Raw genomic sequence first — 13954 nt, 5'->3', positions numbered from 1 at the left:
GACAGCAGAGGTAGGTGAAACGCGATGACCATCGGTCCCGACGACGAACGCCGGCAGTCCGACGAGCCGACCTTTGCCGACGTCAACGGGTACACGCTCGACGAGGGTCCGGGGCAGTACCCGGACTACGAGGCGCCCGAACGCCGGTTCTGGACGCGAAAGCGCTCCGGCCCACGCCCGCCGTCGCCGTACCCGGCGCACGCCGAGGCCGGCCCCACCTGGGACGAGAACAGCGCGGTCCAGTTCCACGAGACCGACTGGCTCACCGGCCACGCGCCGGCAGGCGGCACCGTGCAGCGGCCGCAGCACAACGACGACGGCGACAGCACGTTCCTGTCGGGTTCGCCGACCATCGACGTGCCCCGGCACCGGCCGCTGCGCGCGCCCCGCAACGTGGCCGAGGTCCTCCGGCACTACACGGAGAACCCGCAGGCGGCGCAGCAGGAATCGCAGCCGGAACTGCCGCGGCTGTCGTCGTTCCAGCCGGCGGGCCCCCGCCCGTCGGTCCCGGAGCCCGCCACCGGCGGCAACGGGCACCAGCCCGACTCGGCGCCCACCGCGCCGATCGACATCCGCGGGGTCGGCGACGCCGAGGAGGTCTCGTCCGGGGCCTCCTTCGTGCGGCCCTACGCCTGGACCCGCGGCCGGACGCGGTCGGGCCTGGACCTCGCCATCGAGGCCCTGGTGTCGACCAGTCAGCAGGGTCGCAGTCAGCTCGGCCTGCTGCAGGTCGAGCACCGAGCCATCGCCGAGCTGTGCGAAGAGGCCCGATCGGTCGCCGAGGTGGCCGCGCTCATGTCGCTCCCCCTGGGTGTGGCGCGGGTGCTGCTGGGCGACATGGCGGGACTCGGCGTCGTCACGGTGCACCAGACCGCGAGCAGTGCCGGCGCGTCGCCGGATCTCGCGCTGATGGAAAGGGTGTTGAGTGGACTCCGTCGGCTCTAGGCCACAGACAGTCGCGACGACGGCGACGATCTCGGCCAAGATCGTCGTCGCCGGTGGGTTCGGCGTGGGCAAGACGACCTTCGTCGGCTCGGTCTCCGAGATCGTCCCGCTGACGACCGAGGCCGTCATGACCGAGGCGAGCGCGGGCCACGACGACCTCTCCGCGACCCCGAACAAGTCGACCACCACGGTCGCCATGGACTTCGGTCGCGTGTCCCTCGACTCCGACCTGATCCTGTACCTGTTCGGCACGCCCGGGCAGCACCGGTTCTGGTTCATGTGGGACGACCTGGTCCGGGGCGCGATCGGCGCGGTCGTCCTGGTCGACACCCGCCGGCTCGCCGACTCCTTCGGTGCGATCGACTTCTTCGAGGACCGCGGGCTGCCCTACGTCGTGGGCCTCAACGCGTTCGACGGGATGCTGCAGCACCGCATCGAGGACGTCCGCGAGGCGATGGCGATCGACCCGAGCGTCCCGATCCTCACCTGCGACGCCCGCAACCGCGAGTCGACGAAGCAGACGCTGATCTCGCTGGTCGAGCACGCGATGACGCAGCGGATGTCGGCCGCCCGCTGAGGCCCTGACGTCGTCCCCGCCGCCGCGCCCGGTCAGCGCGGCGGCGGGGACGGTCGACATCCACCGCGGAGCAGCGCGTCGACCTGCGCGGGCAAGGGTGCCGCACCCCGCCGGTTGTCGACCTCGGCGTGCGGCACGGGCGGCGGATCGTCGGGTCGCATCCGCGCCACGAACGCGTCGAACGCCGCGAGCTTGCCGGTGTCGCGCGCCGAGCCGCGCGCCTCGAGACGCTGCCGCAGGGTGGTCGCGTCGGAGCGCACCCACACCAGCCGCACCGCGGGTCCGCCGAGGTCGCGGACCCACGCGTCCCAGCGGGCACGGTCGCGGATCTGGCCGGTGAACGGCCCCGACAGCAGCACCGGGCAGCCGTGTGACCGGATCTCGCGGGCGGTCGCGGTGAGCCCGGCGTACTCGTGGATCTTGACGTGCGCGTCGTACCAGTCGCCCTCACGCTCACCCGGCGGCCGCGCGCCGGCGGCCAGCGTCGCGGCGACGAACGGGCCGTAGAGCGTGTCCTTGTCGAGCAGTGCCGGGGTCGGGTCGAGGCGGGCGAGCAGGAGGTCCGCGACGGTCGTCTTGCCCGCCCCCGGCGCACCCGCGACGACCCAGACGTCGGCGCTCAGCCGTCCTCCCCCGGCTCGACGAGCGCGATGGACGTGATGCGGTGCAACGGGATCCGGCGGACCGCGCCGTCGACGACGTCCCGGCCCTCGACGACCCCGCCGCCTGCCGACGTGGGCACCACGACCCGCTCGCCCGCGACGCCGTGGCCGTCGACGAAGCCGATCCACACCGGCCTGCGGACGGCGGCGGCGTGCTGCAGCTGGGCGAGGGTGCCGCTGGTTCCGCCCGGGACCCTCGCGGCCGTCCGGGTGCTGCTGCGGACCCCGCTGAGCGCGTCGCCCGCCCGCATCTTCGACACGACGGCGACGAGCCGCTGCTCGTCGGGGGTGGCGGGTCCCGACGGTGTCCGGGCAGCCCGGCCGCGCGCCTCGACGCGCCGACCCCGTTCGCCGAGATCCAGCACGCCGCCGGTGGCGTCCTCGGCCGCCGGGCTGAATCCGGCGGCGCGCAGCCCGTCGAGCACCTCGGCGAGCGGCAGAGGGCTGACGGCGACGGTCGGCGCGAGCCGGCGCAGCTCGAGCAGCCCGGTCTCGGGGTGGGCGAGCACCTCGGAGAGGAGGGTCTCGTCGTCGCTGCGCAGGAACGCCGAGGCGACCCCGCCGCGCAGCCGCCCGTGCCGGCGTGCGACGTCGTCGACGAGATAGCCGAGTGCCTGCGGGACCGGGGTCGCGGACCGCGCGGTGAGCAGGGCGCGGACGTCGTCGGCGGTGCGGCCCGCGTCGAGCGCGCGCCGGATGCTCGCTTCGGTGAACCGGTAGACGGTGGCGCCGCCCGCGGACTCGATGTCGGCGACGAGTGCGAGCTCGGCCGCGAGGTCGGGCTGCAGGCGACCGGGCGCGATCGCGGTGAGGTCGGCCTGCAGCAGCACGTGGTCGATCGGCTCGGGCAGGGCGTCACGCAGCGCGGCCGCGGCCTTGCCCGGGTCGGTGAGCAGGACGCGGCCCTGGCCGGAGAGGGCGTCGAGCGCGACGACGCCCAGCGTGGTCGCCTCGGCGAGGGTCCAGGTGACGGTCTCGTCGCGCAGCCGGCCGCCGCGCCGGGGTGCCCGCCACGCGAGCAGGCTCACGAGCTCGCCGGGGCTACGCACGGCGGTGCCGGGTGGCAGCTCGGCGAGGCCCTCGAGCACGCGTCGCCGGTCGCGCACGGCGAGCGGGCGGCGCAGAGCCTCCCCGAGCGCGGGAAGAGCCTTGCCCGCCTCGTCGCGGGTGCCGGCCAGCCCGGGCAGCCGCGGCAGTTCCAGCCACGCCTGGGCCAGCTGGGCCCAACGCTGCTCGGGCCCGCCTGCGGCCCAGATGTCCGACGCGGTCGTCGGCACGTACTCCGGCGGCATCCCCTCGGAGACGGCGACGAGGTCCGCCGCGGCCAGCACCTCGACGACGAGCGCGGCGGCGGACTCGTCGAGCTCCATCTCCTTGGCGACCCGGCGCAGGTCGCGCACCCCGAGCCCACCGGCCCGCAGGGTCGGCGGCGGCGCATCGCCCCAGAGCGCCAGCAGGGCCTCGACACGGCGCAGCAGCTCCAGGGCGGCGCCGGCGGCAGTGGCGTCGACGGTGTCGGCGCCGCGGTCGACGGTGCGGGGCGTCGGCGGGCGGACAGCGACCTGCCCGAGCGGCCGCTCTCCACGCAGCGCGAGCCCGACCTGGCGCGGGAGCTCGACGGTCTCCGGGTCGAGGCGCACCAGCAGCCCGCGGGCGAGCAGCCGGCCGACGGGGCTGTCGGGGTCGGCGCCCGCACGGCTGCGCCCGATGGGTGGACCGGCAGCGAGCGCGTCGAGCACGCGCCGCTCCTCCTCGGTGACCTCGGCGAGCAGCCGCGGCAGGTCGCTGGAGCCCGCGAGCCCCTGCGCCGGGCGGCCGAGCCCGCCGGGGAAGCGGGAGACGACCTCGCGGGCCGCGGGGACGAGCGCCCAGCCGTCGCCGGACTCCCAGACGAGTGCCCTGGCCCGCAGCTCACCGATCGCCCGGTCGATCTCCGCGACGGGCACGTCCGGGCCGAGCAGCCGGGTGAGCTCGGCCTGTTCGGCGGGCTCGCTGTCGGCCCCGATGACGACGAGCGCCTCCAGCACGGCCAGGACGAGGGTGTCGAGATCGTCACACGCCCGGTGGACCGACGCCCGGATGCCCGCTCGCGTCGCCAGCACCGTGAGGTCGGCGGGAGCGGGAACGGCCAGGTCGGGGCGCAGCCGCAGGAGAGCGACGAGGAACTCGTCGCTCTCGGCGCGCAGCCGGTCGACCAGGGGTGTGGGCATCCCGTCCACGGTACTTGGCCGGGGGCGACGGGCACGCGGCGGCGATGGGTGATAATCCGGGTAGACGGCGGCCCGGACGGCCCGGGCCCCACACGAGGAGGACACCGTGGCGAACCCGAGCCGCCCGGCGCGCATCGACCCGAACTGGCCGCAGCTCGCCGACGGGGAGCACCCCGTCACCGAGCTCCTCGGCGACGTCCAGGGCTCTCTGTCCCCCTTCGGCGACATCGAGTTCCCGCTCGACTCGGTGCCCTACACGCACCCCGTCACCGAGATCAACAAGTAGCGTGCCGGCGGGCCTGCTGCTCGCGGCCGGCGCCGGCCGCCGGATGGGCGGGCCCAAGGCACTCGTCCGGCTCGACGGCGAGCCGCTCGTCCTGCGGGCGGTCGAGGTACTGCGTGCCGCCGGCTGCGCGCCGCTCGTCGTCGTCGTGGGCGCCGCGGCCGACGAGGTCCGCCTGCTGCTGCCCGCGGACGTGACGGCCGTCGAGGCCGTCGACTGGGCCGAGGGCATGGGCGCGTCCCTGCGCGCCGGTCTCGCGACGCTGCGGGAGGAACCGGACGTCGACGCCGCCGTCGTCCACCTCGTCGACCTGCCCGGTGTCACCGCCGCCGCGATCGGGCGGCTGTCCGCGCTCGCGGGGCCCGACGTGCTCGCGCGCGCGTCCTACGGCGGCAGGGCCGGTCATCCCGTCCTACTGGGCAGGTCTCATTGGGCCCCGGTGGCGCTGTCCGCGACGGGCGACGCCGGCGCGCGCGGCTACCTGGCCGGCAACCCGGCGTTGACGCTGGTCGAGTGCGGCGACGTCGCCGAGCCCGACGACGTCGACACCCCCGAGCAGCTCGCCCGCCGGACCTCGTCACCGCTCCCGGACGCGACGTAGCCGCTCCGGCACGCGAAACGGCCACCGCGGGAGTGGATCCGCGGTGGCCGTCGCCGACGCCTGGAGGCGCGTCAGAGGGCGACCTTGTCGCCGGGGTGGATCAGGTTCGGGTTGGCGGCGAACACCTGGTTCTTGGCGACGAGCGCCTTCCAGCCGCCCGCGACGCCGTGCGTCTGGGCGATCCCGCTGAGCGTGTCGCCCGCGACGACGGTGTAGTCGCCCGTGGCGGCCTCGGCGGGCTTGTCGGCACGGATCGACTCGCGGGCGGCGGGAGGCGGGTCGGCAGGCTTGCCGGCCGTCGACTCCACGGGCTTGACGGGCTTGACCGGCTTTGCAGGCGTGCTCTTCGGCGCCTTGGGGGCGCTGGCCTGGGCGAAAACCTCGCGCGGGGTCGAACCGCCGCTGGCACCGGCCTTCTTCGAGCAGACGGGCCAGGCGCCCCAGCCCTGTCCGGCGAGCACCTTCTCCGCGACGGCGATCTGCTCCGCCCGGGTGGCCTGGTTCGCCTGCGGCGCGTACGCGGTCCCGCCGTAGGCCTTCCAGGTCGAGGCGGTGAACTGCAGACCGCCGTAGAAGCCGTTGCCGGTGTTGATGGCCCAGTTTCCGCCGCTCTCGCACTGGGCGACGCGGTCCCAGGTAGCGTCGGTCGCCGCGGTGGCGGCGGGGGCGAGGGCCAGGAGCGGGGTACCGACGACGACGCCTGCGACGGCGGTACGGGCGAGGGTGCGGGCGGTGCTGGACGTCTTGCGGTGCTGACCGCGGTAGCGGGCCATGACAATTCTCCGTCGCCGCGCATCTCGGATTCCCTGCCACGTTGGGGAGACGGGCAGTCGGGCTCGGAGGCCCGGGAAACCGCCCTGTCCGGCGGAGACTGTCGGGGGATCGGTGACACCGGACAGGGCGGGCGCTGCATCACCGAGGCCCGGCCGCAATGGGGAGTTCGGAACGGGCCGACGGCGACGCTACGACGGCCGCGCCGGATCGCAAACTCGATCGAGTGAATCGGCGTGGGCCGAGCGTCACACACGGCCGCGGCCGGTCGTCGTCACATTGATGTGTTTCCGCAGGTGACGCCACCTGTATCACGAAGCGGTAACTCGGCGAATCCCAATTTGCAGGTTGCGTGAACGTGAGACAGCTCACAGTTCGACACCTCACCGCGGACCGGTGGGCGGGCGCGACGCAGCTCACGTCCACGTCGTAGGGTCGACGAGTGGAGTTCACCCACATCGACAGTGCCGGCGCCGCGCGGATGGTCGACGTCACCGGCAAGGAGCCGACGGCCCGCACCGCCGTCGCCACGGGCGTGCTGCGCACGACGGCCGAGGTCGTCGACCTGCTGCGCCGCGACGGGCTGCCCAAGGGCGATGCCCTCGCGACGGCGCGCATCGCCGGGATCATGGGCGCCAAGCGCACCCCCGACCTCGTCCCGCTGTGCCACCCGATCGCGCTGAGCGGCGTCGTCGTCGACCTGGAGCCCGACGGTGACCGCGTGGGCATCCGGGCGACCGTGCGCACCACCGACCGCACCGGCGTCGAGATGGAGGCCCTCACGGCCGTTGCCGTCGCCGGGCTCGCGTTGCACGACATGGTCAAGGCCGTCGATCCCGCCGCGGTGCTCGACGCCGTGCGCGTCGAGCGCAAGGACGGCGGGAAGACGGGCAGCTGGACCCGGCCCGAGGAGCGCGCGTGACCGGCACCGACCGGCCGCGCCGCGCCCATGTCGTCACCGCGTCGAACCGCGCCGCGGCGGGCGTCTACGCCGACCGGGGCGGGCCGATCATCGTGGAATGGTTGCGCAGCAAGGGGTATGAATGCCCCGAGCCGACGGTCGCACCCGACGGCGAGCCGGTGGCCGACGCGCTGCGCGCCGCGGTGGCGACGGGCGTCGACGTCGTCGTCACCACCGGGGGCACCGGCATCTCCCCCACGGACGCGACGCCGGAGGTGACCCGGGCGTTGCTGGACTACGAAATTCCGGGCCTCGCCGACGCGATCCGCGCAGCGGGCGCCCCGAAGGTGCCCACGGCGGTGCTGTCGCGGGGGCTCGCAGGCGTCGTCGAGCGCACGTTGGTGGTCAACCTGCCGGGCTCGACGGGCGGTGTGCGCGACGGGCTCTCGGTCCTCGACGCGGTGCTCGACCACGCTGTCGACCAGCTCAGGGGAGGCGATCACTGATGACCGCGGAAGTCTTGCGCGCCACCGTCGGCGAGGAGCCGCTCGACGTGGAGGAGCACGCCCGGCTGGTCGACAGGGCCGAGGCGGGCGCGGTGGTCACCTTCGCGGGCGTGGTGCGCGACCACGACGGCGGCCGTTCGGTGCGGGGCCTGGAGTACAGCGCCCACCCGACGGCGGCGCGGGTCGTCGCCGAGGTGGCTGCCGACGTCGCGGGCCGCGCGACGGGCGTCCGGGCGATCGCGGTGAGCCACCGCGTCGGGACACTGGGGATCGGCGACGTGGCGCTTGCCTGCGCCGTCGCCGCCGATCACCGCCGGGAGGCCTTCACGACCTGCGCGGAGCTGGTCGAGGAGGTCAAGCGCCTGCTCCCGGTGTGGAAGCACCAGGTGTTCACCGACGGCTCCGACGAGTGGGTCAACTCGACCTGATCCATCGGCTGCACCGGTTGCGGCGCAACGAGCGTCGGGCCGTCACGCCGCGCCCGCGGCCGCCTCGGTTGCGGTGCCGCGGGCGCGGGCGCGACGGCCCGCGTGCTCAGGCGACGGCCAGGACCTGACCGATGTGGATCAGGTTGGGGTCGCTGACCACGGCGCGGTTCTTGTCGAACAGCGCCTGCCAGTTCGTGCCGTGGGCCTGCGCGATCTTCGACAGGGTGTCGCCCGCGACGACCGTGTAGGTCGTGCCCGGGGCGGCCGGGGCGACCGGCGCGGCGGGCTTCGCGGGAGCGGCCGGCTTGGCGGGGGCGGCGGGCTTCGTCGGCGCCGAGGCGCGCTCGGTCACGACCGGCGCCTGCTTCGGCACGCTGCCGGACAGGCCGAGCTTGCGCGAGCACGCGGGCCACGCACCCCAGCCCTGACCGGCCAGGACGCGCTCGGCGACCGCGATCTGCTGGGCGCGGGAGGCGTTCTGCGGCGAACCGGTGCCGCCGTAGGCCTTCCAGGTGCTCAGGGTGAACTGCAGGCCACCGTAGAAACCGTTGCCGGTGTTGATGGCCCAGTTGCCGCCGCTCTCGCACTGCGCCAGGCGGTCCCATGCGTCGGCGGGGGCGGCGTTGGCCGTCCCGGCGACCGCAACCGGCGCACCGACGGCGATCACGCCGGCGACCAGCAGGCGCGCGAGGCTCCGTTTGGAGACGAGCGTCATGTCGTTGCTCTCCTACCGCTTCCCGAGGAATTCCGCGGGGCCGGGCAGGGGTGCCCGTGGACGGTGGGGGTGCCGTCCGTGCCCCGGAACACAATTGCTTGCGTTCCGGAAATTGCTTCCTCGCCCTGCCCCGTCTTTTCCACTCGACGGACCGGAAACCGCGGGACAGGGAGCCGGGAGCGGCGGTTCCGGATGTATTCGGCCGCGCCTTCCGGAACGACCGAGCGAGAACGCTACGTTTCCGGTTCCGGATCTGGTCAAATCGAACCTGAGTGACCATCGTCACGGTAACGTCTGATGAATACTTGCCGACGGTCGAGTAACGGCAGGTCAGGGGGGCGTATCACGAAACGATCACGCTCGAAACATTAGAACCGAATCGGAAATGTTGTCGATCCGATCACATCGTCCTGCTCGACGATCCGTGACGGGACGACCACGCTGTGCTGTGCAGCGACGACCGTCACACCTGGCCCCGGGCCTGCGCGTGGGCCATGCTGGAAGAGTGAACCGACGTACCGCCCACTCCGGGCCGCCGACGCCGGGGGCCCGGTCGTGACGGCCACGCTCCCCCCGGTGCCCGCCTCGCCCGCGGAACTGACCGAGGCACTCCGAGCCACGGGGTACCTGCCCGACGACGGCCTCGCGACCGCCGCGTTCCTCGCGATGCGCATGGGACGGCCCCTGTTCTGCGAGGGCGAACCAGGGACCGGGAAGACGGCGCTGGCCCAGGCGATGGCCCAGGTGCTCGGCGCCGAGCTGATCCGGCTGCAGTGCCACGACGGCATCGACGCGAGCCAGGCCCTCTACGACTGGGACTTCCCCCGCCAGCTGCTGCACCTGCGCGCGCTGGAGGCGGCCGCGGGTGTCGACGGGTCGACCCTCGACGCCGACGAGGTCGAGGCCTCCCTCTACGACCGGCGCTTCCTCCTGGCCCGCCCCATCCTGCGGGCCCTGACCACGACGCCGAGCGTGCTGCTCGTCGACGAGGTCGACCGCGCCGACGACGAGTTCGAGGCCTTCCTGCTCGAGGTGCTCACCGAGCACGCCGTCACCATCCCCGAGCTGGGCGAGATCCGCGCCGCGACCCCGCCGCTGGTCGTCCTCACCTCCAACCGCACCCGCGAGGTGCACGACGCGCTCAAGCGCCGGTGCCTCTACCTGTGGCTCGACCACCCGAACGTGCAGCGCGAGATCGCCATCCTGCGCAGCCGGCTGCCGGAGGTGCCCGAGCGGCTCGCCACCCAGGTCGCGACGACCGTCGCCAAGCTGCGCAATGCCGAGCTGCTCAAGCCGCCGGGCGTCGCGGAGTCGATCGACTGGGCGCAGGCGCTGCAGCTCGTCGGCGCGACGACCCTCGACGTCGACAGCGCGGCGGCGACGCTGGGCGCGGTGCTGAAGTACCGCGAGGACGCCGACCGGGTACGGGACCGCCTCGACGCCCTGCTGGCGTCCTGAGGGCGGTCACGAACGCCATGTACCCCGGTGCCCCGGCCCTCGCCGACGAGGAAGCCGACGCCGACCCGATCCCGGGCCTGGTCGGCTTCACCGCCGTGCTCCGCAACGCCGGCCTGCCGATCACGACCGACCGGGTGGCGGCCTTCCTCTCCGCGGTCGACGAGCTCGACGTCACCAGCCGGATGCAGACGTACTGGGCGGGCCGGCTGACGCTGTGCTCCGACCCGGACGACCTGCCGCGCTACGACATGGCGTTCGACGCCTGGTTCGACCCGCCGCGCGGCGGGCGCACCCGGATCGTCGACGAGCGGCCCCCGCCCCCGCCGAAGCTGGCGTCGCTGTCGACGTCGCAGGACCCGGGCACCGACGAGGCCGGCGACGACGGTCCGCAGATCAAGGCCGCCGCGAGCGGCACCGAGGTGCTGCGCCACCGCGACCTCGGTGACATGACCCCCGCGGAGCGTCAGCACCTGCGGTCCCTGCTGGCGACGCTGCGCCCCGACCCCCCGACCCGGTCGTCACGCAGGCTGCGGCCGGGCCGCCATGGCGTGCCCGACCCCGGCCGCACGTTGCGCGCGGCCCTGCGCAACCACGGCGAGCTGCGCGAGCTGTACCTGCGCTCGGCGTCCAAACGGCCGCGCAAGGTCGTCATGCTCATCGACGTGTCGGGCTCGATGGAGCCCTACGCCGACTCGCTGCTGCGGTTCGCGCACGTCGTCGTCCGCCGCTCCCCCGGCTCGGTCGAGGCGTTCACGCTGGGGACCCGGCTCACCCGGGTCACGCGCGAGCTGCGGATGCGCGATCCCGAGCACGCGCTGCACGCCGCGGGGAAGGCCATCCCTGACTGGTCGGGCGGGACCCGGCTGGGTGAGGTGCTGCGGGCGTTCGTCGACCGCTGGGGGCAGCGCGGGGCGGCGCGGCGCGCGGTCGTCGTCGTGTTCTCCGACGGCTGGGAGCGCGGCGACACCGCGCTCCTCGCCGAGCAGATGCAGCGGCTGAGCCGGCTCGCGCACAAGGTCGTGTGGGTCAACCCGCACGCCGGCAAGGACGGCTACGCCCCGGTCCAGGGTGGAATAGTCGCGGCTCTGCCGTACTTGGACGAGTTGTTGGCCGGGCACAGCCTGGGCACGCTGGAGCGTCTTCTCGAGGTGGTGAAGCATGCGTGACGTGATCGACCAGCTCGAGGGCTGGTGGAAGAACGGCCAGGAGGCCGCACTGGCGACGGTCGTCGGCACCTTCCGGTCCGCGCCGCGGCAACCCGGCGCGTCGATGCTGGTGGGACCTGCCGGCGAGGCCGTCGGAAGTGTCTCGGGCGGCTGCGTCGAGGGCGCGGTCTACGAGCTGGGTGGCGAGGTGCTCGCCGACGGGCGGCCGCGGCTGCAGCGCTACGGCGTCTCCGACGACGACGCCTTCTCCGTGGGCCTGACGTGCGGCGGCATCCTCGACATCTACGTCGAGAAGGTCTCGCCCGAGACCTACGAGCAGCTCGGCAAGGTCGCCGACGCGATCCGGGAGGAGTCGCCGGTCGCCGTGGCCACCGTCGTCGCCGGACCGGAGGAGCGGTTGGGGCGCAGGCTGATCGTCTGGCCCGACTCGGTCGACGGCACCACCGGGTCGACGCGGCTCGACGAGGCCGTGCGCGACGACGTGCGGGGCCTGCTCGCCGCGGGCCGCAACGCCACCCTGCACTACGGGGTCGACGGGCAGCGCCGCGGCGAGGGTCTCGACGTCTTCGTCGAGTCGTTCGCGCCGCCGCCGCGGATGATCGTGTTCGGCGCCATCGACTTCGCGGCGGCCGTCGCCAAGATGGGCAACTTCCTCGGCTACCGCGTGACGGTGTGCGACGCCCGCCCGGTGTTCGCCACCGCGAGCCGGTTCCCGGGTGCCAACGAGGTCGTCGTCGAGTGGCCGCACCGGTACCTGGCCGCCGAGGCGAAGGCGGGCCGGATCGACGAGCGCACAGTCATCACGGTGCTCACCCACGACCCCAAGTTCGACGTGCCCGTCCTCGAGGTCGCGCTGCGGCTGCCCAAGGTCGGCTACATCGGCGCGATGGGCTCGCGGCGCACCCACGACGACCGGCTCGAGCGGCTCCGCGAGGCGGGCCTGAACGAGGAGGAGCTCTCCCGGATGTCGAGCCCCATCGGGCTCGACCTCGGGGCGCGCACCCCCGAGGAGACGGCCGTCTCGATCGCCGCGGAGATGATCGCCCAGCGCTGGGGCGGCGGCGGCGTCCGTCTCGCCGAGCGCGAGGGTCCGATCCACCTGGCCGTGGCCAGCGCCTGAGCGCCGCCGGATCACCGTCCGCTCAGCGGACGGTGATCCGTTTGGTGTCGGTGAACGGCGGCCGGCCCGCACCGCCCGACGGGTCGTCCTCGGTCACCACGAGCACGTACTGCCCGGGTTCGAGCCGGACGGTGAAGCGGTAGGGGCTGAACCGCTGCCCCTCCGCGGTCGTCGCGACCCCCGACGCCACCACGCGGTCGCCCTGCCGGACCTCCCACGGCAGCGTCGCCTCGAACACCGCTGCCTCGCCCGTCACGACGACGTCGCGACCGACGGTCGCCCCGTCGGCGGGCGAGTCGATCTGCACGAGCGAGCGCACGGCGGTCTGGTCCGCCCGCGCGACGGGCGTACCGACGTCGACGAGCCCCCACAGCCGGTCGGTGCGCTGCCCGTCGACGAGGACCCGCACCGGGTCGGTCGACTGCAGCGCGCCCTGGACGGTGAGGACGAGCTGCTGCAGCGCCAGGGCCGCGGTCGCCCGGTCCGGTGCGTCGCGGCCCACGCCGGTGAGGTCGACGACGATTGCCCCGCCCTCGCGCGTCACCGACGAGCGCAGCGCCGCGGTGCCGGGCCAGAGCGTGCGGTAGTCCTCGTCGAGCGGCCGGGCACCGAGCATCTCCCGGACCGCCGCCGAGCCGACGTCGATCGTCGCGAGGGCGTGGAACTCACGCTGCAGGCGGGGCCCGGACGGGGTGTCGGCCGCGTAGTAGACCGGCACCGCGCGCGTCGCGGGGAGCGGCTGCGAGTGGTCGGGCGCCGCCGGTGGCGCGGGCGTGGCCGTCGCGATGCCGCGGTCGTCGGCGTTGCCGTCGGCCGTGCAGCCGGCGACGGTGCCGGCGACGACCGCCGCGAGCAGGACGGTCAGAAGAGGACGGACGGGTAGGCGACGCACCCGTCCAGGGTGGCCGATCGGGCGTGTCCCCCGGAGCGCGGCACGCCGGACATCGGGGACGAACACCCCTGCGGGTGGCGGCAGGACGCGCCCGCCGCCGAGGTCGCCGCGCTCGAGGAGGCGGGGGTCGTCGTCGACCGGGTGGCGGTCCCACCGGAGGACCACCCGCGGTGATCGGGCAGGCTCGGGACATGCCGCTGTTCGCGTTCGAGGGCGTCTCGCCCACCGTGCACCCCGACGCCTGGATCGCTCCGACCGCCACCCTCGTCGGCGACGTGCGCGTCGAGGCCGACGCGTCGATCTGGTACAACGCCGTGCTCCGCGCCGACCTCGGGCCGATCATCGTCCGCGCGGGCGCGAACGTGCAGGACGGCTCCGTCCTGCACGGCGGCGACGACCCCGCGACCGAGGTCGGCGCCGGCGCGACCATCGGACACCTGTGCGTCGTGCACGGCTGCGTCATCGGGCCGGAGTCCGTCGTCGGCAACGGTGCGACCATCCAGGACGGCGCCCGCATCGGCGCCCGCTGCCTCGTCGGCGCGGGCGCGACCGTCCCGCCGAACAAGATCGTCGAGGACGGCACGCTCGTGCTCGGCGACGTCACGGCGACCCCGCGCGGACCGCTGACCGGCTCGGCCGCGTGGTGGGTCCGCACCAACCCCGAGACCTACCGGATCCTGGCCCGCCGGCACCGCGCGAGCGTCGAACCCGCCCGGTAG

At 74.3% G+C, this 13954-nt stretch carries 17 protein-coding genes; 12 read left to right on the top strand and 5 right to left on the bottom strand.

The genetic code is table 11. The features are described 5' to 3' along the window. The first annotated feature begins 24 nt into the window (after positions 1 to 24). Together PSD17_RS21830 and PSD17_RS21825 are read left to right on the top strand one after the other, a co-directional pair. Complete coding sequence (locus PSD17_RS21830; protein ID WP_339124337.1) at positions 25 to 945, top strand: DUF742 domain-containing protein; 921 nt, start codon at positions 25 to 27, stop codon at positions 943 to 945. Continuing rightward, positions 926 to 1522 (top strand): GTP-binding protein, encoded by a 597-nt coding sequence (locus PSD17_RS21825; protein ID WP_013677753.1) that lies wholly within the window; start codon positions 926 to 928, stop codon positions 1520 to 1522. Before PSD17_RS21830 ends, PSD17_RS21825 begins: the two co-directional genes overlap by 20 nt. A 32-nt stretch (positions 1523 to 1554) precedes the next feature. Here PSD17_RS21825 and PSD17_RS21820 read toward each other — a convergent pair whose 3' ends face one another. Both PSD17_RS21820 and PSD17_RS21815 read right to left on the bottom strand, forming a co-directional pair. Further along, positions 1555 to 2145: an AAA family ATPase gene (locus PSD17_RS21820; RefSeq protein ID WP_339124478.1), complete on the bottom strand. Its 591-nt coding sequence runs from the start codon at positions 2143 to 2145 to the stop codon at positions 1555 to 1557. After that, positions 2142 to 4394, bottom strand: a complete 2253-nt coding sequence (locus tag PSD17_RS21815; protein WP_339124334.1) for a helicase-associated domain-containing protein — start codon at positions 4392 to 4394, stop codon at positions 2142 to 2144. Before PSD17_RS21815 ends, PSD17_RS21820 begins: the two co-directional genes overlap by 4 nt. Positions 4395 to 4500: 106 nt before the next feature. On the opposite strand from PSD17_RS21815, the gene PSD17_RS21810 reads away from it, so the two are divergent. Both PSD17_RS21810 and PSD17_RS21805 read left to right on the top strand, forming a co-directional pair. Next, positions 4501 to 4680 carry a hypothetical protein gene (locus tag PSD17_RS21810; RefSeq protein ID WP_013677756.1) on the top strand — a complete coding sequence of 60 codons (180 nt, stop codon included), beginning with the start codon at positions 4501 to 4503 and terminating at the stop codon, positions 4678 to 4680. Position 4681: 1 nt separating this feature from the next. Next, positions 4682 to 5278 carry a nucleotidyltransferase family protein gene (locus tag PSD17_RS21805; RefSeq protein WP_013677757.1) on the top strand — a complete coding sequence of 199 codons (597 nt, stop codon included), beginning with the start codon at positions 4682 to 4684 and terminating at the stop codon, positions 5276 to 5278. A 71-nt stretch (positions 5279 to 5349) separates the two neighbouring features. On the opposite strand, the gene PSD17_RS21800 is transcribed toward PSD17_RS21805, so the two are convergent. Continuing rightward, on the bottom strand, positions 5350 to 6051 hold the full coding sequence (locus tag PSD17_RS21800; protein ID WP_339124331.1) for a transglycosylase family protein: 702 nt from the start codon (positions 6049 to 6051) through the stop codon (positions 5350 to 5352). A gap of 440 nt (positions 6052 to 6491) precedes the next feature. Between PSD17_RS21800 and moaC the strand changes: the two genes are divergently transcribed. From moaC to PSD17_RS21785, 3 genes are read left to right on the top strand one after another with little or no spacing between them, the layout of a single operon-like run. Then, entirely contained in the window at positions 6492 to 6971 is a 480-nt protein-coding gene (gene moaC, locus PSD17_RS21795) for a cyclic pyranopterin monophosphate synthase MoaC (protein ID WP_013677759.1), read from the top strand. After that, positions 6968 to 7456: a MogA/MoaB family molybdenum cofactor biosynthesis protein gene (locus tag PSD17_RS21790; RefSeq protein ID WP_013677760.1), complete on the top strand. Its 489-nt coding sequence runs from the start codon at positions 6968 to 6970 to the stop codon at positions 7454 to 7456. The genes moaC and PSD17_RS21790 overlap by 4 nt, the downstream gene beginning before the upstream one ends. Continuing rightward, positions 7456 to 7884, top strand: a complete 429-nt coding sequence (locus PSD17_RS21785) for a molybdenum cofactor biosynthesis protein MoaE (RefSeq protein ID WP_013677761.1) — start codon at positions 7456 to 7458, stop codon at positions 7882 to 7884. The genes PSD17_RS21790 and PSD17_RS21785 overlap by 1 nt, the downstream gene beginning before the upstream one ends. 106 nt (positions 7885 to 7990) lie before the next feature. On the opposite strand, the gene PSD17_RS21780 is transcribed toward PSD17_RS21785, so the two are convergent. Then, positions 7991 to 8599: a LysM peptidoglycan-binding domain-containing protein gene (locus PSD17_RS21780; RefSeq protein ID WP_013677762.1), complete on the bottom strand. Its 609-nt coding sequence runs from the start codon at positions 8597 to 8599 to the stop codon at positions 7991 to 7993. 555 nt (positions 8600 to 9154) lie between these two features. On the opposite strand from PSD17_RS21780, the gene PSD17_RS21775 reads away from it, so the two are divergent. From PSD17_RS21775 to PSD17_RS21765, 3 genes are read left to right on the top strand one after another with little or no spacing between them, the layout of a single operon-like run. Continuing rightward, the gene (locus PSD17_RS21775) at positions 9155 to 10057 is read left to right on the top strand and encodes an AAA family ATPase (protein WP_013677763.1); all 903 of its coding nucleotides are present in this window, start codon (positions 9155 to 9157) and stop codon (positions 10055 to 10057) included. 17 nt (positions 10058 to 10074) lie between these two features. Further along, entirely contained in the window at positions 10075 to 11223 is a 1149-nt protein-coding gene (locus tag PSD17_RS21770; RefSeq protein WP_013677764.1) for a vWA domain-containing protein, read from the top strand. Further along, entirely contained in the window at positions 11216 to 12343 is a 1128-nt protein-coding gene (locus tag PSD17_RS21765; RefSeq protein ID WP_013677765.1) for an XdhC family protein, read from the top strand. Before PSD17_RS21770 ends, PSD17_RS21765 begins: the two co-directional genes overlap by 8 nt. 22 nt (positions 12344 to 12365) lie before the next feature. On the opposite strand, the gene PSD17_RS21760 is transcribed toward PSD17_RS21765, so the two are convergent. Beyond that, the gene (locus PSD17_RS21760) at positions 12366 to 13235 is read right to left on the bottom strand and encodes a Gmad2 immunoglobulin-like domain-containing protein (RefSeq protein ID WP_339124325.1); all 870 of its coding nucleotides are present in this window, start codon (positions 13233 to 13235) and stop codon (positions 12366 to 12368) included. Between the two features lie 9 nt (positions 13236 to 13244). On the opposite strand from PSD17_RS21760, the gene PSD17_RS21755 reads away from it, so the two are divergent. Beyond that, the gene (locus PSD17_RS21755) at positions 13245 to 13409 is read left to right on the top strand and encodes a hypothetical protein (protein ID WP_158511344.1); all 165 of its coding nucleotides are present in this window, start codon (positions 13245 to 13247) and stop codon (positions 13407 to 13409) included. 17 nt (positions 13410 to 13426) lie between these two features. Next, positions 13427 to 13954, top strand: coding sequence for a gamma carbonic anhydrase family protein (locus PSD17_RS21750; RefSeq protein ID WP_041762712.1), 528 nt, complete (start codon positions 13427 to 13429; stop codon positions 13952 to 13954).

It is taken from the genome of Pseudonocardia sp. D17 (assembly GCF_036984265.1).
Classification (GTDB): domain Bacteria; phylum Actinomycetota; class Actinomycetes; order Mycobacteriales; family Pseudonocardiaceae; genus Pseudonocardia; species Pseudonocardia benzenivorans.
This window is presented reverse-complemented; position numbering and strand designations above follow the sequence as displayed.

Excerpts from the sequence above, each read along its gene's own strand:
- PSD17_RS21830 (WP_339124337.1), top strand. The coding sequence starts at position 25 with ATGACCATCGGTCCCGACGACGAACGCCGGCAGTCCGACGAGCCGACC.
- PSD17_RS21815 (WP_339124334.1), bottom strand. The coding sequence starts at position 4,394 with ATGCCCACACCCCTGGTCGACCGGCTGCGCGCCGAGAGCGACGAGTTC.
- PSD17_RS21800 (WP_339124331.1), bottom strand. The coding sequence starts at position 6,051 with ATGGCCCGCTACCGCGGTCAGCACCGCAAGACGTCCAGCACCGCCCGC.
- PSD17_RS21785 (WP_013677761.1), top strand. The coding sequence starts at position 7,456 with ATGACCGCGGAAGTCTTGCGCGCCACCGTCGGCGAGGAGCCGCTCGAC.
- PSD17_RS21780 (WP_013677762.1), bottom strand. The coding sequence starts at position 8,599 with ATGACGCTCGTCTCCAAACGGAGCCTCGCGCGCCTGCTGGTCGCCGGC.
- PSD17_RS21770 (WP_013677764.1), top strand. The coding sequence starts at position 10,075 with ATGTACCCCGGTGCCCCGGCCCTCGCCGACGAGGAAGCCGACGCCGAC.
- PSD17_RS21765 (WP_013677765.1), top strand. The coding sequence starts at position 11,216 with ATGCGTGACGTGATCGACCAGCTCGAGGGCTGGTGGAAGAACGGCCAG.
- PSD17_RS21750 (WP_041762712.1), top strand. The coding sequence starts at position 13,427 with ATGCCGCTGTTCGCGTTCGAGGGCGTCTCGCCCACCGTGCACCCCGAC.